Below are 19,623 nucleotides of genomic sequence, written 5' to 3' on the forward strand. Positions count from 1 at the left end.
GAAGCCCGTGATGAACTCTTCTTCTGCGGGGCCCAAGAACGACACGACCAAGCACATCTTCGTGACCGGTGGTGTCGTTTCGTCTTTGGGCAAGGGGCTCACCGCGGCCAGCCTGGGCAACCTCCTGACGGCCCGCGGACTCCGCGTGGTCATGCAGAAGCTCGACCCGTATCTGAACGTCGATCCGGGCACCATGAACCCGTTCCAGCACGGTGAGGTCTTCGTGACCGACGACGGTGCGGAGACCGACCTCGACATCGGCCACTACGAGCGCTTCCTCGACATCAACCTGTCCGAGGCGGCCAACGTCACGACCGGTCAGATCTACTCGCAGGTGATCGCCCGTGAGCGCCGCGGCGAGTACCTCGGCGATACCGTGCAGGTCATCCCGCACATCACCGACGAGATCAAGCGCCGCATGCGGCTGCAGGCGACCGAGGACCCGCGGCCCGACGTGATCATCACGGAGGTGGGCGGCACGGTCGGCGACATCGAGTCGCAGCCGTTCCTCGAGTCTGCCCGTCAGCTGCGTCACGAGCTCGGCCGCGACAACGTGTTCTTCGTGCACGTCTCGCTCGTGCCGTTCATGGGTGCGTCCGGCGAGCAGAAGACCAAGCCGACCCAGCACTCGGTCGCGGCCCTCCGCCAGGTCGGCATCCAGCCCGACGCGCTGGTGCTCCGCAGTGACCGGCCGGTGAGCGCGAGCAACCGGAACAAGATCGCCCTCATGTGCGATGTCGACGTCGAGGGTGTCATCAACACCGTCGACCTGCCGAGCATCTACGACATCCCCTCCACCCTCAACGAGCAGGGGCTGGACTCGTACATCGTGCGCCGCCTCGGCCTCGACCAGAAGGCGGAGGACGTCGACTGGACGCGCTGGAACAAGGTGCTGCACGCGGTGCACAACCCGAAGCACGAGGTCACCATCGGCCTCGTCGGCAAGTACATCGACCTGCCGGACGCCTACCTGTCCGTGACCGAGGCCCTCAAGGCCGGTGGGTTCGCGCAGGAGACCAAGGTCAACATCCGCTGGATCCCGTCCGACCTCTGCGAGACGCCCGAGGGCGCACAGGAGCAGCTGGCGGAGCTCGACGGCATCTGCGTGCCCGGCGGCTTCGGTATCCGTGGCATCGAGGGCAAGCTGGGCGCGCTGAAGTTCGCCCGCGAGCAGGGCATCCCGACCCTCGGCCTGTGCCTCGGCCTACAGTGCATGGTCATCGAGTACGCCCGCGACGTGGCCGGGATCGCCGGAGCCTCGTCCAGCGAGTTCGACCCGGACACCGCGGAGCCCGTCATCGCGACCATGGCCGAGCAGATCGAGATCCTCGACGGCGGCGACCTGGGTGGCACCATGCGCCTCGGTCTCTACCAGGCGGCTCTCGCCGAGGGCTCGCTGGCCCGCGAGGTCTACGGCGCCGCCGAGGTCTCCGAGCGTCACCGCCACCGCTACGAGGTGAACAACGCCTACCGCGATCGCCTGTCGGAGGCGGGGCTGGTGTTCTCGGGCCTCAACCCGGAGCTGGACCTCGTCGAGTACGTCGAGCTGCCGCGCGACGTGCACCCGTACTACATCGCCACCCAGGCGCACCCGGAGCTCCGCTCGCGTCCGACCGACCCGCACCCGCTGTTCCGCGGTCTCGTCGGCGCGGCCATCGCCCGGCACCGCGCGAGCGAGCTGTTCGACGTGCCCGTCGATGAGTGAGTCGGAGGCGCCGGCGGCGCACGAGTCCCTGCATGACGAGCCCTTCGAGCCGGAGGTCGTGGGCAGCGACCTCGTCTACGAGGGGCGCGTCTGGGACGTGCGCTCCGATCGGGTCCGTTACGGCGAGGGCGAGATCGTGCGCCAGTATGTCGCCCACCCCGGGGCTGTCGCGATCCTCGCGCTGGACGACGAAGGACGGGTGCTGCTCATCCAGCAGTACCGTCACCCGATCCGTCACCGCGACTGGGAGCTGCCGGCCGGTCTCCTCGACATCGAGGGGGAGGAGCCGCTCGCGGCCGCGCGTCGCGAGCTCGCGGAGGAGGCCGACCTGGTCGCCGCCCACTGGGAGCCGCTGGTGTCGTCGTGGACGACGCCCGGCGGCAACGACGAGCTCATCCGGGTGTTCCTCGCGTCCGGGCTCTCGGCCGCCGAGACCGCGCACGACCGCGAGGACGAGGAGGCCGACATCCGCGTCGCGTGGGTACCGCTGGAGGACGCCGTCGCAGGGGTGATGGCCGGGCGCCTGCGCAACGGCATCCTCTCCATCGGCGTGCTGGCTGCGGCGCAGAGGCTGCGCGACCGGAGCTGAGGATGCTGCTCGATCGCGCCCTCGACGCGTATCTGCGTCATGTGACGATCGAGCGCGGCCTCAGCGCGCACACGGTCGGCGCCTACCGCCGTGACCTCGACGGCTACCGGCACTGGCTCACGGCGGAGGGGATCGACGACACCGCGGATATCACGTCCGCTGTCGTCGACCGTTTCATCGCCGACCGCGCCTCGGCGGAGCCGCCCCCCGCGGCGACGAGCCTCGCGCGCCTGCAGTCCTCGGTACGCGGCTGGCACCGGTTCCTCGCCCGGGAGGGCATCGAGACGGACGACCCGTCCGGACGGCTCCGTCCGCCGAAGACCCCGCGCCGGCTGCCGAAAGCCCTCACGATCGACCAGGTGGAGCGGCTGCTCGCCGCGCCGTCGGCGGAGGAGCCGCTCGGCATCCGGGACCGAGCGCTGCTGGAGCTCCTCTACGCGACGGGTGCCCGGGTGTCGGAGGCGGTCGGGCTCGACGTCGACGACATGGCGCACGGCGAGGTGCTGCGCCTCCGGGGCAAGGGCTCGAAGGAACGCATCGTCCCGGTGGGGTCGTACGCCCGCGCGGCCGTCGACGCCTACCTCACCCGGGTCCGCCCGGAACTCGCGGCGAAGGGCCGCGCATCGGCCCGGCTCTTCCTCGGCGCGCGCGGTGCCCCGCTCTCGCGTCAGAGCGCCTGGCTGGTGATCCGTTCGGCGGCGGAACGCGCGCAGCTCACGACCGAGGTCTCGCCGCACACGCTGCGGCATTCGTTCGCGACCCACCTGCTGCAGGGAGGCGCCGATGTGCGCGTGGTGCAGGAGCTGCTGGGGCACTCCTCGGTCGCGACGACGCAGATCTACACGCACGTCTCGGTGGATGCGCTTCGTGACATCTACGCGACCTCGCATCCCCGTGCGCGCTGATCGCGCACTCCGCGGCCGGTACCGGGACCACCCGCCGCGCGCCGGGACTGCCGGGGAACGCATGGCGGCTACAATCGAGCAAGCACGACGAAGCGGGAGAACGGGTGGCTGAGAAAGTGGCGAAGTCCAGGGCGAAGGCGCAGAAGGCCGACGACACCCCCATGGGACCCACCGGCCGTCCGTACCAGGGCTTCCCGATCCCCGCGCCTCTGAAGTCGCACGGCCCGGCCCGCATCATCGCGCTCTGCAACCAGAAGGGCGGCGTCGGCAAGACGACCACCTCCATCAACCTCGCTGCCGCGCTCGCGGAGTACGGCCGCAAGGTGCTCGCCGTGGACTTCGACCCGCAGGGCGCGCTGTCCGCGGGTCTCGGCATCCAGACGCACGACGTACCGACGGTCTACGACCTCCTGCTCGACACGAAGCGCGACGCGCATGACGCGATCGTGCACTCGAACGTGCCGGGTCTCGACGTCCTTCCCGCGAACATCGACCTCTCCGCCGCGGAGGTGCACCTCGTCAACGAGGTCGCCCGCGAGACGATCCTCGCCCGCGTGCTGCGCCAGGTGGCGGGGGAGTACGACGTCATCCTCATCGACTGCCAGCCGTCGCTCGGTCTGCTGACCGTGAACGCGCTGACGGCGGCGCACGGCGTCATCATCCCGCTCGAGTGCGAGTTCTTCGCGCTCCGCGGCGTCGCGCTCCTCATCGAGACCATCGACAAGGTCCGCGACCGGCTGAACCCCTCCATCGAGATGGACGGCCTGCTGGCGACGATGTACGACCCGCGCACGCTGCACTCGCGCGAGGTGCTCGAGCGCGTCGTGGAGGCGTTCGGCGACGACGTGCTGGAGACCGTGATCGGCCGCACCGTGAAGTTCCCGGACGCGTCGGTCTCGGGGGTCCCGATCACCGAGTTCGCTCCGGAGCACGCGGCCGCACAGGCATACCTGCGGCTGGCCAGGGAGCTGGTCGCCCGTGGCGCCGTCGCCTGACGAGCTCGGAACCGCTGAGGTCCCGGTCCTCGCCGACGCCGCCGATGCTGCGGAGCCTTCCCCCGCCGAGGACGCTGCCGGGTTCCGGGTCTCGCTGTCGAACTTCGACGGCCCCTTCGACCTCCTGCTGAACCTCATCTCGAAGCACGAGATGGACATCACCGAGGTGTCGTTGAGCGCCGTCACCAACGAGTTCATCGCCTACCTCGCCGACCTCGAGGACGAGGAGGAGCTGGACCAGGCGTCGGAGTTCCTCGTCGTCGCGGCGACTCTGCTCGACATGAAGGTGGCGGGTCTGCTGCCGCAGGGCGAGCTCGTCGACGCCGAGGCCGTCGCCCTCCTCGAAGCGCGCGATCTGCTCTTCGCCCGTCTCTTGCAGTACCGGGCGTTCAAGGAGGTCTCCGCGTGGTTCGCGCGGTGCCTGCAGCGGGAGGACCGTCGGCATGTGCGCGCGGTGCCGCTGGAGGAGAAGCACCGGAAGCAGACACCCGAGCTCGTCTGGTCGCTCACGACCGACGACTTCGCGGCGCTGGCGCTCCTGGCCTTCGCGCCGAAGGAGATCCCGCACGTCGGGCTCGACCACCTCCACGCGCCCCTGGTCAGCATCCGCGAACAGGCCGCGATCGTCGTCACCCTGCTGCGCGGCACCGAATCGCTGAGCTTCCGTGAGCTCGTCGCCGGCGTCACCGAGCCCGGCATCGTCGTGGCCCGTTTCATCTCGGTGCTGGAGCTGTACCGGCACGCCGCGCTCTCCTTCGAACAACTGGAACCGCTCGGGGAGCTCACGCTCCGCTGGGCCGCCGACTCCTGGTCGGACGAGACACTCGCGACCCTGGGGGCCGACTATGACCGATGACGTGACCGAGACGGAAACCGGGCTCCGCGAGGGGCCCGACGCCGTGACAGGGGCCGAGCTGCCGCTCAGCGAGCGCGTGGAGGCGATCCTCTTCATCGTCGACGAGCCGATCGGCCTGGTGGCCCTCGCCGCGGCGGTCGGCGCCCCGGTGCCCGCCGTCCGGCAGACGGTCGAGGCGCTGGTCGAGGACTACGACGGCCGGGGCGCGGGTCCGCGGCGCGGCTTCGAGCTGCGGGAGGTCGGCGGCGGATGGCGGCTCTACGTGCGCGAGGACCTCGATCCGGTCGTGGCGGAGTTCGTCGGGGGCCAGGCTCCGGCCCGGCTCTCGCAAGCGGCGCTGGAGACGCTCGCGGTGATCGCGTACAAGCAGCCCGTCACCCGGAGCCAGGTGGCCTCGATCCGCGCGGTCAACGTCGACTCCGTGGTCCGCACCCTGCTCGCGCGCGGCCTGATCACCGAGCTGTTCGCCGACTCCGAGACCGGGGCGATCAACTACGGCACGACCGATGCGCTCCTCCAGCATCTCGGCATCAACTCTCTGGATGAGCTTCCGCCGATCTCGCCGCTCCTCGATGACGGCGCCGACGGCTTCGACGAAGGGACGGTCCGATGACCACTGACGCCCACGATTCCGCCGCTCCCGAAGGCGTGCGACTGCAGAAGGTGCTGGCGGCCGCCGGTGTCGCATCCCGTCGGGTCGTCGAGCAGTACATCGTCGAGGGACGCATCCGCGTGAACGGCCAGGTGGTGACTGAGCTCGGTCGTCGCATCGACCCGGAGCGCGACCTCGTCGACGTCGACGGCACCGCGGTGCAGCTCGACGTGTCCAAGCGCTACGTGATGCTGAACAAGCCCACGGGCGTGGTCAGCAGCATGCGCGACGAAAGCGGGCGCCCCGATCTCCGACGCTTCACGAAGGACTACGAGGAGCGGCTCTACAACGTCGGGCGCCTGGACGCCGAGACCAGCGGCCTGCTGCTGCTCACCAACGACGGCGAGCTCGCGCACGTCCTCGCGCATCCCTCCTTCGGTGTCACCAAGGTCTACATCGCGAAGGTCGAGGGGGCGGTGACGGCGCAGACGATCTCGAAGCTCACGAAGGGCATCGAACTGGAGGACGGCCCCATCGCCGCCGACAAGGCTCGCCTGCTGGACACGTCCCGCGGCTCGAGCCTCGTGGAGCTCACGCTGCACTCCGGTCGCAACCGGATCGTGCGCCGCATGATGGCCGCGGTCGGGCATCCGGTCACGGAACTCGTGCGGCGGCAGTTCGGCCCGCTGCACCTGGGAACCCTCCCGGCGGGCCGGACGCGAGAACTGAGTAAAATCGAGCTCGGCGCGCTGTTGACCCTCGCGCGCCGGGAATCCGGTGTCGCCGAGGCGCCAGGCGAGCAGGAGAGCGAATGACCCAGACGACGAGTGCGCCCGCGGCGCGGAAGGCCGGTGCCGTGGCGCCGCGCCTGTCCGGCACCGTGCGCATCGTCGGCGCCGGGCTGCTCGGCGCCAGCGTCGGGCACGCCCTCCGTGCGAAGGGCATCGACGTCGTCCTGACCGACGCATCCCCCGCGCAGCTGCGCCTCGCCGTCGACTACGGCGCCGGACGCCTTCCGCAGGATGACGACGCCCCGGTGCTCGTCGTCGTTGCCGTGCCGCCGGACGTGACCGCCGACGTGATCCAGGCAGAGCTCGAGCGCTACCCTGACGCCGTCGTGACGGATGTCGCGAGCGTGAAGCTGGAGCCGTTCCGCACGCTCCGTGAACGCGGCGTGAACCTCGCCCGCTACATCGGATCGCATCCGCTCGCCGGTCGGGAGCGCGGCGGGGCGATCTCCGCGAGGGCCGACCTGTTCATCGGACGGCCGTGGGTCGTGTGCCGTGATGAGGACACCACCGCGCAGGACCTCGCGCTGGTCGAGGCACTGGCGCTCGACGTCGGCGCGATGCCGCTGGAGATGACCCCGGAGGAGCACGACCGCTCCGTCGCCCTCACCTCCCACGTGCCGCAGGTCGTCGCGAGTCTCCTCGCCGGTCGTCTGGCCGGGGCCGAGGAGGGCGCGCTCCGCCTGGCCGGGCAGGGCGTGCGGGACACGACGCGCATCGCCGCGTCCGCTCCGGAGCTGTGGGTGCAGATCCTCGGCGCCAACGCCGGCCCCGTGGTCGAGATCCTCGACGCGCTCGCGACCGACCTGAGCGAGGTCGCCGATGCGCTGCGCGCTCCCGGCGCTCCTGGCGCCCGGCGAGTGCTCGCGGAGACCATCCGCCAGGGCAACGACGGCGTCGAGCGCCTGCCCGGCAAACACGGACAGAACCGACGCTTCGAGACACTGGTCGTCATGGTCGACGACACCGCCGGTCAGCTGGGCCGCCTGTTCGGCGAACTCGGCGAGCTGGGCGTCAACGTCGAGGACCTGCGGCTGGAGCACTCTCCCGGCGCGCAGTTCGGCCTCGCCGAGATCAGTGTCGACCCCGCGGCGCTGCACGGCGCGATCACCGGGCTCCAGGAACGCGGCTGGCGCATCGCAGGGAACACCAATGACTGACACCCCCACCATCTCCGCCACGAAGTTCATCGCGATCGACGGGCCCGCCGGGTCCGGGAAGTCGAGCGTGTCCAAGGCGATCGCGCGTCGCGAGGGCTTCGGCTACCTCGACACCGGGTCGGCCTACCGGGCTCTCGCCTGGCATGTGCTCGATCGCGGTGCAGACACCGACGACGCCGAGGCCGTGCGCGCCGCGGCCGCCGACTTCCCCGTCCGCCTCGGGCTCGACCCGGACGACCGCACGGTGCGCGTCGGCGACGTCGACGTGACGGACGCGATCCGCGAACCGCGTGTGTCCGGTGCCGTGAGCGGCGTGGCCCGCGTGCCGGAAGTGCGCACCCAGGTCAACGAGCTCTTCCGAGCGCTGGTCGCCGAGGCGCCGTACCCGGCCGTGGTGGTCGAAGGCCGCGACATCACGACCGTCGTGGCACCCGATGCGCCCGTCCGCATCCTGCTGACCGCCGCACCGGAGGTGCGTGCCGCTCGCCGTGCCGGCGAGCTCGCCGGCGAGAACGCCGCCGCCGTCGCGGACGCTCTGCACAAGCGCGACGCCTCCGACAGCGCGGTCGTCGACTTCCTCAACGCCGCGGAAGGCGTGGAGGTCGTCGACTCGACCGCACTCGATTTCCCCCAGACCATCGACGCCGTCCTCTCGGTGATCGAACGACTCCGAGGAGCACACCGTGACTGACGACGAATACGAAGGCGGTCCCGACCAGCTCGCCGAGAAGATGGACCAGCTCGACGAGCAGCTGGCCGAGCAGCGCGCGGAGACCCTGCGCGCCGGCCTCGCCGACTACGAGCTGGACGACGAGGACGCGGAGCTCCTCGCGGGTATCACGCTCGGCGAGGACGGCATCCAGTACAGCCCCGCGCTGCCCGTGGTGGCGATCGTCGGGCGGCCGAACGTCGGCAAGTCGGCGCTCGTGAACCGCATCCTCGGTCGTCGTGAGGCCGTCGTGGAGGACACCCCCGGCGTCACCCGCGACCGCGTCACGTACAAGGCCGAGTGGAACGACCGTCGCTTCACGCTCGTCGACACCGGCGGCTGGGAGCCCGACGCCCGGGGCATCGACCGTTCGGTCGCGGCCCAGGCCGAGGTCGCGATCGACCTCTCCGATGTCGTGCTGTTCGTCGTGGACGCCATGGTGGGCGCCACCTCGACCGACGAGCACGTCGTGAAGCTGCTGCGCAAGAGCGGCAAGCCGGTCTTCCTCGTCGCCAACAAGATCGACGACGCGCGTCAGGAGCCGGAAGCGGCCGCCCTGTGGAACCTGGGTCTGGGGGAGCCGCACCCCGTCTCCGCGATCCACGGTCGCGGTGTCGCGGACCTGCTCGACGACGTGCTGAAGAAGCTGCCGGAGGTCTCCGCCGTTGCGAAGCAGGAGATCGGCGGCCCGCGCCGTGTCGCGATCCTGGGTCGTCCGAACGTCGGCAAGTCCTCGCTGCTGAACAAGGCCGCGGGGGAGGAGCGCGTCGTCGTCAACGATCTCGCCGGCACCACCCGCGACCCCGTGGATGAGGTCGTCGAACTCGGCGGCAAGATGTGGCGCCTCGTCGACACGGCCGGTATCCGTCGCCGCGTGCACATGGCGCAGGGCGCGGACTTCTATGCCTCGCTGCGCACGTCGGCCGCGCTGGAGAAGGCCGAAGTGGCCGTCGTGGTGCTCGACGTCTCCGAGTCGATCAGCGAGCAGGACGTGCGGATCATCGACCTCGTGCTCGAGTCGGGCCGCGCGCTCGTCCTGGCGTTCAACAAGTGGGACCGTCTCAACGATGACGACCTGGAGAACGCCGACCGCCGTCGCTACCTCGAGCGCGAGATCGAGCAGGACCTGGCGCACGTCGCCTGGGCCCCGCGCGTGAACATCTCGGCGAAGACCGGTCGTCACCTCGACAAGCTCGTCCCGGCGCTCGAGACGGCGCTGGAGAACTGGGACCGCCGCATCCCGACGGGCAAGTTCAACGCGTTCCTCGCCGAGCTCGTCGCCGAGCACCCGCACCCGGTGCGTGGGGGCAAGCAGCCGCGCATCCTCTTCGGGACACAGGCATCGACGCGTCCGCCGACGTTCGTGCTGTTCACGACCGGTTTCCTCGACCCGGGCTACCGCCGGTTCATCCAGCGCCGCCTGCGCGAGCTCTACTCGTTCGAGGGCACGCCGATCGTCATCAACATGCGGGTGCGCGAGAAGCGTCAGCGCTGACTCGTTGCCGCGCATGTCGCGGCGGTGGCGCCGGAGCCCCGATGCTGTGAAAAGCTGAGGGGGTGACTGTCGTACCTCCCGCCGCCGGTGAACCGCGTCGCCCCGAGGGGCCACGCGATCCGGGCGATGCCTGGGTGGTCGCGGACACGGGCGAGCGGTACTGGGGGCGCTTCGGTGCCGCCGGTCTCCTCGCCGTCGATGCGGAGCGCGGAATCCTGCTGCAGCATCGCGTGGCGTGGAGCCACTTCGGAGGCACCTGGGGCCTGCCCGGTGGAGCGTTGCACGAGGGCGAGGCGGCCATCGTCGGTGCTGTGCGGGAGGCGCAGGAGGAGGCGGGAGTACCGGATGGCGCGGTGCGTCCGCGCTTCACGAGTGTGCTCGACCTCGGCATCTGGTCGTACACCACCGTCGTCGCCGATGTGCGGACGCCGTTCGACCCCGTGATCAGCGACCCCGAGAGCGTCGCGCTGTCGTGGGTGCCCGTCGAGGACGTGGAGGGGCTGCCCCTGCACCCCGGCTTCGGCGCGGCGTGGCCGATGCTGCGGGCTCAGCTGTCGGCGCACCCGGTGGTCGTGGTGGACGCCGCCAACGTCGTGGGCTCGGTCCCGGACGGGTGGTGGAAGGATCGTGCCGGAGCCGCGGCACGACTGCGCGACCGTCTGACCGGGCTCTCCGTGCCCGCGGACGGTCTCGGACTCGCGGGGGACGCCTGGTTCCCGGCGGTCTCGCTCGTCGTGGAAGGTCGTGCGCGAGACATCGCGGAGGTTTCTGCCGAGGGATCGCCCGCTGACGTTGCAGCCGCGGAAGCCGGCGTCGCGAGCTCGGCTCTGCACGTCGTGCGCGCGGAAGGCGCCGGCGATGACGCGATCGTGGCCGAGGTCGAACGTCGGGTCGCGAGCGCGTCGCCGGTTCTCGCCGTGACCAGCGACCGCGAACTGCAGTCCCGCGTCGAGGCCGCCGGGGCACAGGTGCGCTCGAGCGGCTGGCTTCTTCGTCTTCTCGACGCCTAGAGCGAGACGCGGGCGCCTCGCTCCGCGGATCCAGGTACTCGTACACCGGCGTGGCGTGGCGTGGCGTGGCGTGGCATGGTCTGAGGTCGCGTGAATCGACGTGGTCTGAGGTGGCGCGGATCGACGTGGCTTGAGGTGGCGCGGCACGACGTGGTCTGACGCGGCGCGGATCGACGTGGTCTAACGTGGCGCGGCACGGCGTGGCCTGGCCTGTCCTGGCGCGGATCGACGTGGCCTGCGCCACCGTGCTCGAAGGACGCGTCGTCGCGATGGCGGCGCGCTTCAGACGAAGGCGACCCGACGTGGGGCGTGATCGGTGTGGACCGCGCCGAGGGGACTTCGCCACTCGAGAACCCCACCGGGTCGCTGCCGTACCGTCCAGCGCTGAGGCTCCGGGATATCGGGGTGTTTCAGCACGTGGTGTCCGCGGCAGAGGTGCGCGAGGTTGTCGACCCGAGTCGGGCCGCCTTTCGCGTGATCCCAGGTGTGGTCGATGTCGCAGCGGTGTACCGGCTGTCGGCATCCGGGGAACCGGCAGTGCTGATCGCGGGCTCGGAGCAGTCGACGCATGCTCTCGGTCGGGCTGTACGCGTCCGTCTCGACGACCTGGCCGTGCGGATCGAGGAACAAGCGCGTCCAGCCGCCGTCGCGTCCGGCCAGAGCGCGGGCGATATCCGGGTGTAGAGCGCCGTGCCCGTCCAGTTCGGCGGGACGGTTGTCGAGGCCGGCGAGGGTCGTCGCCGCCACGGTCACCTGCAGGCGCCCGCGTACGCCGGCGAGGCCCTCGCCCTCGACGGCGCTCGGATCGGCGGTCAGGAGCAGATCGGTCAGCAGGTCGGCCTGCACCTGGCTCCAGGTGCGGGTGTCTGAGGGGGCCGATTCCGCCTCGGGGTCGAGGGCGAAGGTGCCGCCATCGACGCTGGAGATCGTGGCGTCCGACCGAGGAGCGCCGCACGACTGATCCGTCGCGGTGTTCTGAGCAGTCAGCAGATCGTCGTGCGTCGGAGTCAGGGGAGGCGTCGCTCCGCCCGCATCGCGGGCCTGGATCACCGTGCGGGTGAGCTGGCTCAGCCGATCGGCGATCGCCACCGCCGCCCACTCCGGGAGGACCGCCGTCAGGACCGCGAGGCCGTCGTCGACCGATCGCACCGTGACGCAGCGCTCGTCCGCGGCGCGGCGGTGTCGCTCCGTGATCGTCTCGCCGACGAGGGCGGAGGCGACGCAGCGGGCATGCACCCGCGTACGCGCCGCGGTCTCTGCTTCGGCGACGACGAGCACCGCCGTCTCGAACAGCGCCATCGTCTCCGGCGCGACGACGCGGTTGCGGATGGCCTCGTCCACGATCGCGCTCGCCCGCGCGATCTCCCGCACATGCGCGGAGCTCAGAGCACCCGCGTGGAAGGTCTCTCGCACGCGGGGGAGTGCCGTGCTCAGGGCGAGAGCGTCGGCGAAAGCGAACTCCATGGTCCCGGTGGAAAGGCGCGCCGCCGGGGCGAACTCGGCGACCATCGAGCGGTGGATGGCATCGCGGTGGTGCGGGGCCGCGACCACGTCTTCGTCATGGAAAGCGATCTGCGCCACCAGCAGCTCCGCAGCCTCTGCCTCCAGCGCTGCGATGCGTCGACGGGTCTCAGCCCAGGCGTCTCGCACGCGCCGCCGCTCCTCCAGGCGGAGGGGATCGGTCGGCGGGTTCGTCATGCCTCCATTTTAGAACATATGTTCGAATCAAGGAAGGGTTCAGCCCTGTTGTATATCGCCCCGTCCACGCAGGCGATCGATGTCCCGACGCTCCCGCTTAGTCGGCCGTCCGGCGCCGCGGTCGCGGACGCCGAGGGCTGCCTGCGGCTCCCGTTCCGGCGTCCGGTCTTCGTAGGCGAGGGCGGCGAGCGGCGCGCCGACGCGCTTGACGAGGATCTGGCGCACGATCAGGATCCGGTCGAAGCCCGCGATGCGTATGCGGAGCTCGTCGCCCGCGCGAACCGCCTGTGCAGCCTTCGCCTTGGCGCCGTTGACGCGCACATGCCCCGCGCGGCATGCGGTGGTCGCCGCCGACCGGGTCTTGTAGACGCGCACCGCCCAGAGCCAGCTGTCCACCCGCGCACTGTTGACCATCAGGGTTCCTTCCGCTGCAGGGACACGAGGGCGCCGGCGACGATCAGCCCCTGGCCGAGCGTGTACGTGAGCATCACGGCGGGGCTGCTCCAAGCCGGGAGCGCGTCGGGCAGGAAGAGTCGGAAAGCGAGGATCGTGTCACTCGCCAGGAAGAACGCCCCGCCCGTCGCAACGAGCGGATGGCATCGTGCGGCGAACGCCGCGGTGCCCGCGAGGAGCAGCCCATACAGGGCGACGCCGATGAGAAGCGGGCCGGTGTGCGGGCCGAGGACGAGGATCATCCCGAGCCACCAGACGGCATAGATCGCTGTCCACCACGGCGGCCGCCGGCGCGCCAGGTGGCGGGCGAAGAGGACGATGTAGGCGATGTGCGCGAGACCGAAGAAGCCCAGCATGAGCGGAAGCTCGGGTGCCGCGGGGAACAGCGCGCCCGCGCCGTCACCCAGCCAGGAGAAGAGCAGGGCGACGAGGAGCAGAGCCACCGTCACGGGTGGGTGGATTCGCCGCGCCGCCACGAGGACCGGTACCGCGAGCAGCGGCATGAGCAGCAGCTTCGTCGGAGCCGCGAGATCGTGGTCCAGTGCGAGAAGCACGACGTGCAAGGCGGAGACCACGGCGTAGGGGACGAGCGCCCACACGATCGCGGGAGGGAGGGTGCGGCGCTGCATCCCTCCATCGTATGACCGGAGGGGCATGTCGTCTCGAAGGCGGTCGATCGGACCGGCCCGACTCAGGACTCGACGGTGACCGTGGCCACAGCACCCTCGGCATCGAGGTGCACGGCGGGCCAGTAGCCCTCCGGGAAGTGTTCACCGCAGGAGTCCGTGAAGTGGAGGACGACGGTGCCGTCGCCGGAAGCCTCGATGGTTTCGAGGTCCAGGTCGGCCGCTGCCTCGTCGAGCTCGGTGGGGTCCGGATCGCCGGTGCTGAACGTCGTGACCACGGCGTCCGAGGCGACGCGGCGGAGGTCCGGGAGGGCGGCGACGACCGTGCGCAGCCGGGGGAGCAGTGGAGCGACATCCTCCGGCGACGCGCCCTCGACCATCAGCTCGTAGGTGCGGCCGTCGACCTCGACGCTGCCGACGAACCAATCGTGGGTGAGGACGGAGCCGTCGTCGAGCTCGGAGGTCGCCCGGTGGAGCGGTCCGAGGTCGGGATCGTCGAGGGAGGAGTTCGCGTCGCTCATCCCTTCACGCTATCGGTCCCGTTCGGTGCGATGTCCAGGGCGACGAGCACACGCCCCGGCTTCATCACCGCCTTCTCCGTGAAACCTGCGCGGAGGAACGTCCCGAGTGTGCCGTGGTACAGATCGTTCGCGCGCTGCTTCTCGCCGCGGGTGTCGACGGGATACCCCTCGATGAGGCGGGCGCCCAACTCCTGCGCGAAGGCGATCGCGGCGTCGAGCAGTTCGGCGTTGAGCCCGGTGCCCCGGTGCTCCCTGCGGACGACGAAGCAGGTGACCGCCCACACGGACTCGTCGTCGAACGGCTCGGTGCTCGACGCGGCGATCATGCGGGTGCGGGGGATCCGGGCTTGCCGGGTGCGCGGTCCGATGCGGATCCAGCCCGCGGCCTCGCCGTCGACGTACGCGACCAGCCCGGGAGGGGGGCCCTCGTCGATCTCGGCGCGGAACATATCGGTGCGCTGAGGCGTGGTGGTCTGATTCCAGTCCTTGTTCGGCAGCACCGGCCAGATGCACTGGCAGCTCGCCCCATCGCCGCCGCCGGTGAGTGCGTGCTGCACGTCATCCCAGCGGGCGGTCGTCGCCAGCGCGGTCGTGATCGTCGACATGCAGGCGACGGTACAAGCAGCTTCCGACACCCCGCAACGCCTCGGTTCGCGAGAGGGCCTCCGGTGCGGCTAAGATAGGGGAGTTGCCTGCGCGAGAGTGCAGAACAACGGGCTGTGGCGCAGCTTGGTAGCGCACTTGACTGGGGGTCAAGGGGTCGCAGGTTCAAATCCTGTCAGCCCGACCGTTTCGGGGCCGGAATCTCGCAAGAGGTTCCGGCCCTTCTGCATGTCCGGAAGACGAGCGGGAGCCCAGCCCGTGGAGGAGGGCCATCGCGCCCGGGGTCGAGATAGCGAGACCGCGACCCTCGATGCGGAGTGGAGACCGCGACCCTCCGCGACCGTCAGCGCGTGGGAAGGAGCTCCGCGATCGTCCCCTGGGACGCGCCGACCAGCGTCTCGCAGGCCTGTGCCAACCGAGCGGCGAACAGCGCGGCGTCGGTGCGGCGGGTCAGCGCATGTGCTGCGATGCCGTCGATCATGGCGAGGATCTGCCAGGCCACGGCATCCGTGTCGTCGGTGCGGAACACGCCGGAGCTCCGGCCCTCCTCGATGAGCTGCGCGATGAACGACTGCCAGGCGCTCATCTGCTCGTCGATGGCGACCGACAGCGCTGCGCTGCCGCGGCCGAGGGACCAGGCGTCCACCCACACGAGCGTGATGTCGTCGTGACCGCTGCTGAGAACCGTGGAGATCATCCGCGCCACCCGAGCCGCCGGCTCGCTCTCGGTCTCGGCCTGGGTGCGGACGTCGTCCAGTTCGGATGCCGTCAGCTCGCGGAAGGTGCGCGCCACCAACTCGTCCATGCTCGTTGCGTAGTGCGAGACGAGTCCCGGCGCCACCCCTGCCCTGCTGGCGACAGCCCGCAGCGTCAGCGCGGACAGCCCCTTCTCCCTGGCGATCGCGATCGCGGCGTCATTGATCTCGCCGGCGCGCTGCTCCGGCGTCTTCCTGGTCCGAGGACGCGTATCGGGTGTTGACATGGTGAATCCAGTGTAGGAACATTCCTGTATTGGTCATGTGACCAACAAGCGAATGTCGGCGAAGGAGATGACATGGGCTGGCGGATGCCGCACGAGGGTGAACGGCACGAACGCACCTGGATGGCGTTCCCGCGCGCGGGTGTCACCCTCGGCGATGGTGCTGCCTGGCGCGACACGGCGTACCGCGCGTGGACCGACGTCGCGCTGGCCATCGCCGAGTTCGAACCAGTCACGATGGTCGTGGACCCGACCGAGATGGCGCGCGCGCGGGACATGCTCGGCTCGGCCGTCGAGATCCTCGAGTCGCCGCTGGACGAGTTCTGGATGCGCGACTTCGGCCCCACCTTCGTCCTCGACGACGAGCGGCCAGGCGTCCTCGGCGCGGTCGACTGGATCTTCAACGGCTGGGGTGCGCCCGCATGGGCCGAGTGGCAGGTGTCGGCCGGCATCGCACGCATCGTCGCCGCACACGTCGGAGCCGAGCACATCAGTTCGGTGCTCGTGAATGAGGGCGGCGGTATCCACGTCGACGGTGAGGGCACAGTGCTGCTCACCGAGACCGTGCAGCTCGACCCGAACCGCAATCCCTACGCCGACAGGGCCCGCGTCGAGGCTGAACTCGCACGCACGATCGGCACGACCACAGCCATCTGGCTGCCCCGCGGCCTCACGCGCGACTACGACGAGTTCGGCACCAACGGGCACGTCGACATCGTCGCCGCGTTCGCCGCTCCGGGCCGGGTGCTGCTGCACCGCCAGGACGATGCCGGACACCCCGACCACGTCGTCACGCGGGAGCTGAAGGCGTTCCTGCAGGACCAGACGGATGCCGCGGGCCGCCCGCTCGAGATCATCGACGTCCCGGCCCCCGCAACCCTCCGCGACGACGAGGGGTACGTGGACTGGAGCTACATCAACCACCTCGTGGTGAACGACGCGGTGATCGCCTGCGGGTTCGGCGAGGACGTCGCCGATGCCCGCGCGCGGGACATCCTCGGAGCCGCGTACCCCGGGCGACAGATCGTGACCGTCGACGCACGCCCGATCTTCGCGCGCGGCGGCGGCATCCACTGCATCACCCAGCAGCAGCCGGCCACGAGCGGGGCGCCCGCATGATCGACGTGGTCGAAGCATCCATTGCGGACCTGCGGCAAGCGCTGGAGACCGGTGCAGCTACCAGCGTCGCGCTAGTGCAGGCCTATCTCACCCGTATCGACGCGTACGACGCTCCTGGCACCGATACCGCGCTCAACGCGGTCGTCGTCCGCAACCCCGACGCGCTCGCGGAAGCCGCGGCGTCCGATGCCCGCAGGGCGGACGGGCAGTCGCTCGGCCCGCTGGACGGCATCCCGTACACGGCCAAGGACAGCTACCTCGTCGCCGGGCTCACCGCGGCATGCGGATCCCCGGCGTTCGCGGATCTGGTCGCTCAGCGGGACGCGTTCACGATCGAACGGCTCAGGGCCGGCGGGGCGATCTGCCTCGGCCTGACCAACATGCCGCCGATGGCGAACGGCGGGATGCAACGCGGTGTGTACGGACGGGCGGAGAGCCCGTACAGCGCCGACTGGCTGACCAGCGCGTTCGGATCCGGCTCCTCCAACGGATCGGGCACCGCGACCGCCGCGAGCTTCGCTGCCTTCGGACTCGGCGAGGAGACCTGGTCGAGCGGTCGGGCACCGGCGTCGAACAACGCCCTGTGCGCATACACGCCCAGCCGCGGCGTCATCTCGGTGCGCGGCAACTGGCCGCTGGTGCCCACCATGGACGTCGTGGTGCCGCATACCCGCACGATGGCCGATCTCTTCGAGGTGCTCGACGTGATCGTCGCCGACGACACCGACGTCCGCGGCGACTTCTGGCGCGCCCAGCCCTGGGTGCGTATTCCTGCCGCATCCGAGGTGCGTCCGTCGTCGTACCGAGACCTCGCCGCGGCCGACCCTCGTTCCGCTCTCGCCGGCCGCCGCTTCGGCGTGCCGCGCATGTACGTCAATGCCGACCCGGATGCCGGCACCGGCACCACCATCGGAGGCGCGACCGGGCAGCGTATCGTGACCCGGGCGTCCGTCATCGACCTCTGGGAGCAGGCATGCCGAGACCTCGAAGAGGCCGGCGCCCACGTGGTCGACGTCGACTTCCCGGTCGTCACCAACTACGAGGGCGACCGCGCCGGGGCGCCGACCGTGAACAGCAGGGGACTGGTGTCCGAGCGGTTCCTGCGCTCCGAGATCGAGGATCTCTCGGCCTGGGCGTGGGACGACTTCCTGCGCGCGAACGGCGACCCCGCGCTCGATCGACTCGAACTCGTCGACGGCGCGCGCATCTTCCCGCATCCGAGAGGTGCCCTCCCGGATCGCTACGCCGGCTTCGATGACGAGATCGCCGGGTATCCGGCCCTCGTCCGCGAGCGCCCGTACGCGTCATTCACCGACATCCCGCATCTCGAGGAGGGTGTGCGCGGGCTCGAGGAGACCCGCCGCGTCGACCTCGAGGAGTGGATGGACGCGCTCGACCTCGACGCCGTAATCTTCCCCGCCGTCGCCGACGTCGGCCCCGCCGACATGGACGTGAACCCGGCATCCGCCGACGCCGGTTGGCGCAACGGCGTGTGGGTCGCGAACGGAAACCTCGCGATCCGTCATCTCGGCATCCCGACCGTCACGGTGCCGATGGGCACGATGGCAGATATCGGGATGCCGGTGGGACTGACCATCGCGGGCCGCGGCTGGGACGACACAGCCCTGCTGCGCCTCGCGGCCGCGTTCGAGGCGACCGGCGAGCGCCGCACCGCGCCGCCGCGCACTCCCGCTCTTCCCGGAGAGGGACGCTCGTGACGTCGCCCTTTCCGCGCCCGGAGCGGCGCCTGCAGATCACGGCCGACGCCTCGGATCCGCTCCAGCGCGGCGTCGAGCGCGGCATGCAGCTGCGTGAGACTCTGCCCGGCACGATCGACGCGTATGATCGGCTCTTCCGCCTCGGCGCCGTCGACGAGAAGACCGTGCGCGACGACGCCGAGCGGCTGCTCGACGCGATCGATGCCCACCGTCCGGCGCTGCGCGCGCAGATCGAGGGCATCGCCGCCGGTGCGGACGCCGAGGTCTGGCGCGTCGCCGCATTGAACGGCCGCACGGAGATCCTGTCGCGCAGCATCGCCGTACCGCCGGGAGAGTGCTCGACCATCGTGCGCTCGATCCGCGATGCGGACGGCCGTGCGCACACCCTCGGCGTGCAGACGTGGGACTGGCACATGGAGATCGCGCCGTACTGGCACACGATCATCTCGCGCGGCGGTGTCCACGACTACGCCGGGCTCACTGAATGCGGCATCCTCGGCAAGATCGGCGTGAACAGCGCCGGCGTCGCGCTGCACTTCAACATCCTGGGGCACCGGTCCGACCGGCCTGAGGGCATCCCGATGCACGTGCTCGCCGCTCTCGTGCTCGAGGAGGCCTCCAGTGTCGCGCACGCCGTCGAACTGGTGCGCGAGGCGCCGGTCACGAGCTCCGGCTCGTTCGCGCTCTTCGACGCCGCGAGCGACACCGTGCTGCTGGATATCAGCCCCGAAGGCGTGTTCTCCGCGCCCGCGATCACCGAGGGCACCTGGCTCCGCACGAATCACTTCCTCACCGAAGCACCAGCGGCGCACGAGAAGACCTGGCTGTACCAGCCTGACTCCGGCCAGCGCTGGGAGTTCCTGCGAGACCGACTGCTGTCGGCCGTCGCGCCGACGGATGCCGAGCAGCTGCGCGCGATGCTCGTGACCGGCGACGGCGAGCCTCCGGTGACCTGCGTACCCGACCTCGCGCTTCCGATGGGGCAGCGGTGGGCCAGCCTGGCCACCGTCGTGCTCGACCCCGTCGGCCGTCGCGCTGACGTGCTCGACGGCACTCCGGCGGAAAACGCCACCCGCCCGCATCTGGCGCTCGCGCTCTGACC

General features: G+C 70.5%; 20 protein-coding genes and 1 tRNA gene. 15 read left to right on the forward strand and 6 right to left on the reverse strand.

The genetic code is table 11. The features are described 5' to 3' along the window. Nucleotides 1–10 precede the first annotated feature (10 nt). The 11 genes from CYL12_RS01570 (at nucleotide 11) to CYL12_RS01620 (ending at nucleotide 10,804) form a co-directional block, all read left to right on the forward strand. Entirely contained in the window at nucleotides 11–1,705 is a 1,695-nt protein-coding gene (locus tag CYL12_RS01570) for a CTP synthase (protein WP_101844907.1), read from the forward strand. Next, nucleotides 1,698–2,294, forward strand: a complete 597-nt coding sequence (locus CYL12_RS01575) for an NUDIX domain-containing protein (protein ID WP_101844909.1) — start codon at nucleotides 1,698–1,700, stop codon at nucleotides 2,292–2,294. Before CYL12_RS01570 ends, CYL12_RS01575 begins: the two co-directional genes overlap by 8 nt. A 2-nt stretch (nucleotides 2,295–2,296) precedes the next feature. Beyond that, nucleotides 2,297–3,199, forward strand: coding sequence for a site-specific tyrosine recombinase XerD (gene xerD, locus CYL12_RS01580; RefSeq protein ID WP_101844911.1), 903 nt, complete (start codon nucleotides 2,297–2,299; stop codon nucleotides 3,197–3,199). 161 nt (nucleotides 3,200–3,360) lie between these two features. Continuing rightward, nucleotides 3,361–4,194, forward strand: coding sequence for a ParA family protein (locus tag CYL12_RS01585; protein ID WP_164498181.1), 834 nt, complete (start codon nucleotides 3,361–3,363; stop codon nucleotides 4,192–4,194). Beyond that, nucleotides 4,178–5,050 (forward strand): segregation and condensation protein A, encoded by an 873-nt coding sequence (locus tag CYL12_RS01590; RefSeq protein WP_101844913.1) that lies wholly within the window; start codon nucleotides 4,178–4,180, stop codon nucleotides 5,048–5,050. Before CYL12_RS01585 ends, CYL12_RS01590 begins: the two co-directional genes overlap by 17 nt. Beyond that, nucleotides 5,040–5,663, forward strand: a complete 624-nt coding sequence (scpB, locus tag CYL12_RS01595) for an SMC-Scp complex subunit ScpB (protein ID WP_233486807.1) — start codon at nucleotides 5,040–5,042, stop codon at nucleotides 5,661–5,663. The genes CYL12_RS01590 and scpB overlap by 11 nt, the downstream gene beginning before the upstream one ends. Next, a complete protein-coding gene (locus CYL12_RS01600; RefSeq protein ID WP_060921099.1) occupies nucleotides 5,660–6,457 on the forward strand; it encodes a pseudouridine synthase in 798 nt (265 codons plus the stop codon). Before scpB ends, CYL12_RS01600 begins: the two co-directional genes overlap by 4 nt. Next, on the forward strand, nucleotides 6,454–7,590 hold the full coding sequence (locus tag CYL12_RS01605; RefSeq protein WP_101844915.1) for a prephenate dehydrogenase: 1,137 nt from the start codon (nucleotides 6,454–6,456) through the stop codon (nucleotides 7,588–7,590). The genes CYL12_RS01600 and CYL12_RS01605 overlap by 4 nt, the downstream gene beginning before the upstream one ends. Then, nucleotides 7,583–8,281, forward strand: a complete 699-nt coding sequence (gene cmk, locus CYL12_RS01610) for a (d)CMP kinase (RefSeq protein WP_101844918.1) — start codon at nucleotides 7,583–7,585, stop codon at nucleotides 8,279–8,281. The genes CYL12_RS01605 and cmk overlap by 8 nt, the downstream gene beginning before the upstream one ends. 40 nt (nucleotides 8,282–8,321) lie before the next feature. Then, nucleotides 8,322–9,794: a ribosome biogenesis GTPase Der gene (der, locus tag CYL12_RS01615; protein WP_233486870.1), complete on the forward strand. Its 1,473-nt coding sequence runs from the start codon at nucleotides 8,322–8,324 to the stop codon at nucleotides 9,792–9,794. A 62-nt stretch (nucleotides 9,795–9,856) separates the two neighbouring features. Further along, on the forward strand, nucleotides 9,857–10,804 hold the full coding sequence (locus tag CYL12_RS01620; RefSeq protein ID WP_101844922.1) for an NUDIX domain-containing protein: 948 nt from the start codon (nucleotides 9,857–9,859) through the stop codon (nucleotides 10,802–10,804). Between the two features lie 282 nt (nucleotides 10,805–11,086). On the opposite strand, the gene CYL12_RS01625 is transcribed toward CYL12_RS01620, so the two are convergent. From CYL12_RS01625 to CYL12_RS01645, 5 genes are all read right to left on the reverse strand, one after another. Further along, complete coding sequence (locus CYL12_RS01625) at nucleotides 11,087–12,502, reverse strand: HNH endonuclease signature motif containing protein (RefSeq protein WP_101844924.1); 1,416 nt, start codon at nucleotides 12,500–12,502, stop codon at nucleotides 11,087–11,089. A 39-nt stretch (nucleotides 12,503–12,541) separates the two neighbouring features. Continuing rightward, nucleotides 12,542–12,916: an RNA-binding S4 domain-containing protein gene (locus CYL12_RS01630; RefSeq protein WP_101844926.1), complete on the reverse strand. Its 375-nt coding sequence runs from the start codon at nucleotides 12,914–12,916 to the stop codon at nucleotides 12,542–12,544. Beyond that, entirely contained in the window at nucleotides 12,916–13,584 is a 669-nt protein-coding gene (locus tag CYL12_RS01635) for a lysoplasmalogenase family protein (protein ID WP_101844928.1), read from the reverse strand. Before CYL12_RS01635 ends, CYL12_RS01630 begins: the two co-directional genes overlap by 1 nt. Before the next feature lie 62 nt (nucleotides 13,585–13,646). Beyond that, nucleotides 13,647–14,102 carry a hypothetical protein gene (locus CYL12_RS01640; protein ID WP_101844930.1) on the reverse strand — a complete coding sequence of 152 codons (456 nt, stop codon included), beginning with the start codon at nucleotides 14,100–14,102 and terminating at the stop codon, nucleotides 13,647–13,649. Beyond that, complete coding sequence (locus tag CYL12_RS01645; protein ID WP_101844932.1) at nucleotides 14,099–14,707, reverse strand: GNAT family N-acetyltransferase; 609 nt, start codon at nucleotides 14,705–14,707, stop codon at nucleotides 14,099–14,101. The genes CYL12_RS01640 and CYL12_RS01645 overlap by 4 nt, the downstream gene beginning before the upstream one ends. 108 nt (nucleotides 14,708–14,815) lie before the next feature. On the opposite strand from CYL12_RS01645, the gene CYL12_RS01650 reads away from it, so the two are divergent. Next, nucleotides 14,816–14,889 (forward strand) — tRNA-Pro (locus CYL12_RS01650). A gap of 159 nt (nucleotides 14,890–15,048) precedes the next feature. Here the strand turns inward: CYL12_RS01650 and CYL12_RS01655 are convergent. Continuing rightward, nucleotides 15,049–15,687: a TetR/AcrR family transcriptional regulator gene (locus CYL12_RS01655; RefSeq protein WP_101844934.1), complete on the reverse strand. Its 639-nt coding sequence runs from the start codon at nucleotides 15,685–15,687 to the stop codon at nucleotides 15,049–15,051. A 72-nt stretch (nucleotides 15,688–15,759) separates the two neighbouring features. Between CYL12_RS01655 and CYL12_RS01660 the strand changes: the two genes are divergently transcribed. From CYL12_RS01660 to CYL12_RS01670, 3 genes are read left to right on the forward strand one after another with little or no spacing between them, the layout of a single operon-like run. Next, nucleotides 15,760–16,803, forward strand: coding sequence for an agmatine deiminase family protein (locus CYL12_RS01660; protein ID WP_101844936.1), 1,044 nt, complete (start codon nucleotides 15,760–15,762; stop codon nucleotides 16,801–16,803). Continuing rightward, complete coding sequence (locus tag CYL12_RS01665) at nucleotides 16,800–18,521, forward strand: amidase (RefSeq protein WP_101844938.1); 1,722 nt, start codon at nucleotides 16,800–16,802, stop codon at nucleotides 18,519–18,521. The genes CYL12_RS01660 and CYL12_RS01665 overlap by 4 nt, the downstream gene beginning before the upstream one ends. After that, a complete protein-coding gene (locus tag CYL12_RS01670; RefSeq protein WP_199399170.1) occupies nucleotides 18,518–19,621 on the forward strand; it encodes a C45 family autoproteolytic acyltransferase/hydolase in 1,104 nt (367 codons plus the stop codon). Before CYL12_RS01665 ends, CYL12_RS01670 begins: the two co-directional genes overlap by 4 nt. Nucleotides 19,622–19,623: the final 2 nt, after the last annotated feature.

Source organism: Zhihengliuella sp. ISTPL4, assembly GCF_002848265.1.
Taxonomy (GTDB): domain Bacteria; phylum Actinomycetota; class Actinomycetes; order Actinomycetales; family Microbacteriaceae; genus Microbacterium.

Coding starts and splice junctions, on each gene's coding strand:
- CYL12_RS01570 (WP_101844907.1), top strand. CDS start 11: ATGAACTCTTCTTCTGCGGGGCCCAAGAACGACACGACCAAGCACATC.
- CYL12_RS01575 (WP_101844909.1), top strand. CDS start 1,698: ATGAGTGAGTCGGAGGCGCCGGCGGCGCACGAGTCCCTGCATGACGAG.
- xerD (WP_101844911.1), top strand. CDS start 2,297: ATGCTGCTCGATCGCGCCCTCGACGCGTATCTGCGTCATGTGACGATC.
- CYL12_RS01585 (WP_164498181.1), top strand. CDS start 3,361: ATGGGACCCACCGGCCGTCCGTACCAGGGCTTCCCGATCCCCGCGCCT.
- scpB (WP_233486807.1), top strand. CDS start 5,040: ATGACCGATGACGTGACCGAGACGGAAACCGGGCTCCGCGAGGGGCCC.
- CYL12_RS01600 (WP_060921099.1), top strand. CDS start 5,660: ATGACCACTGACGCCCACGATTCCGCCGCTCCCGAAGGCGTGCGACTG.
- CYL12_RS01605 (WP_101844915.1), top strand. CDS start 6,454: ATGACCCAGACGACGAGTGCGCCCGCGGCGCGGAAGGCCGGTGCCGTG.
- cmk (WP_101844918.1), top strand. CDS start 7,583: ATGACTGACACCCCCACCATCTCCGCCACGAAGTTCATCGCGATCGAC.
- der (WP_233486870.1), top strand. CDS start 8,322: ATGGACCAGCTCGACGAGCAGCTGGCCGAGCAGCGCGCGGAGACCCTG.
- CYL12_RS01625 (WP_101844924.1), bottom strand. CDS start 12,502: ATGACGAACCCGCCGACCGATCCCCTCCGCCTGGAGGAGCGGCGGCGC.
- CYL12_RS01630 (WP_101844926.1), bottom strand. CDS start 12,916: ATGGTCAACAGTGCGCGGGTGGACAGCTGGCTCTGGGCGGTGCGCGTC.
- CYL12_RS01635 (WP_101844928.1), bottom strand. CDS start 13,584: ATGCAGCGCCGCACCCTCCCTCCCGCGATCGTGTGGGCGCTCGTCCCC.
- CYL12_RS01640 (WP_101844930.1), bottom strand. CDS start 14,102: ATGAGCGACGCGAACTCCTCCCTCGACGATCCCGACCTCGGACCGCTC.
- CYL12_RS01645 (WP_101844932.1), bottom strand. CDS start 14,707: ATGTCGACGATCACGACCGCGCTGGCGACGACCGCCCGCTGGGATGAC.
- CYL12_RS01655 (WP_101844934.1), bottom strand. CDS start 15,687: ATGTCAACACCCGATACGCGTCCTCGGACCAGGAAGACGCCGGAGCAG.
- CYL12_RS01660 (WP_101844936.1), top strand. CDS start 15,760: ATGGGCTGGCGGATGCCGCACGAGGGTGAACGGCACGAACGCACCTGG.
- CYL12_RS01665 (WP_101844938.1), top strand. CDS start 16,800: ATGATCGACGTGGTCGAAGCATCCATTGCGGACCTGCGGCAAGCGCTG.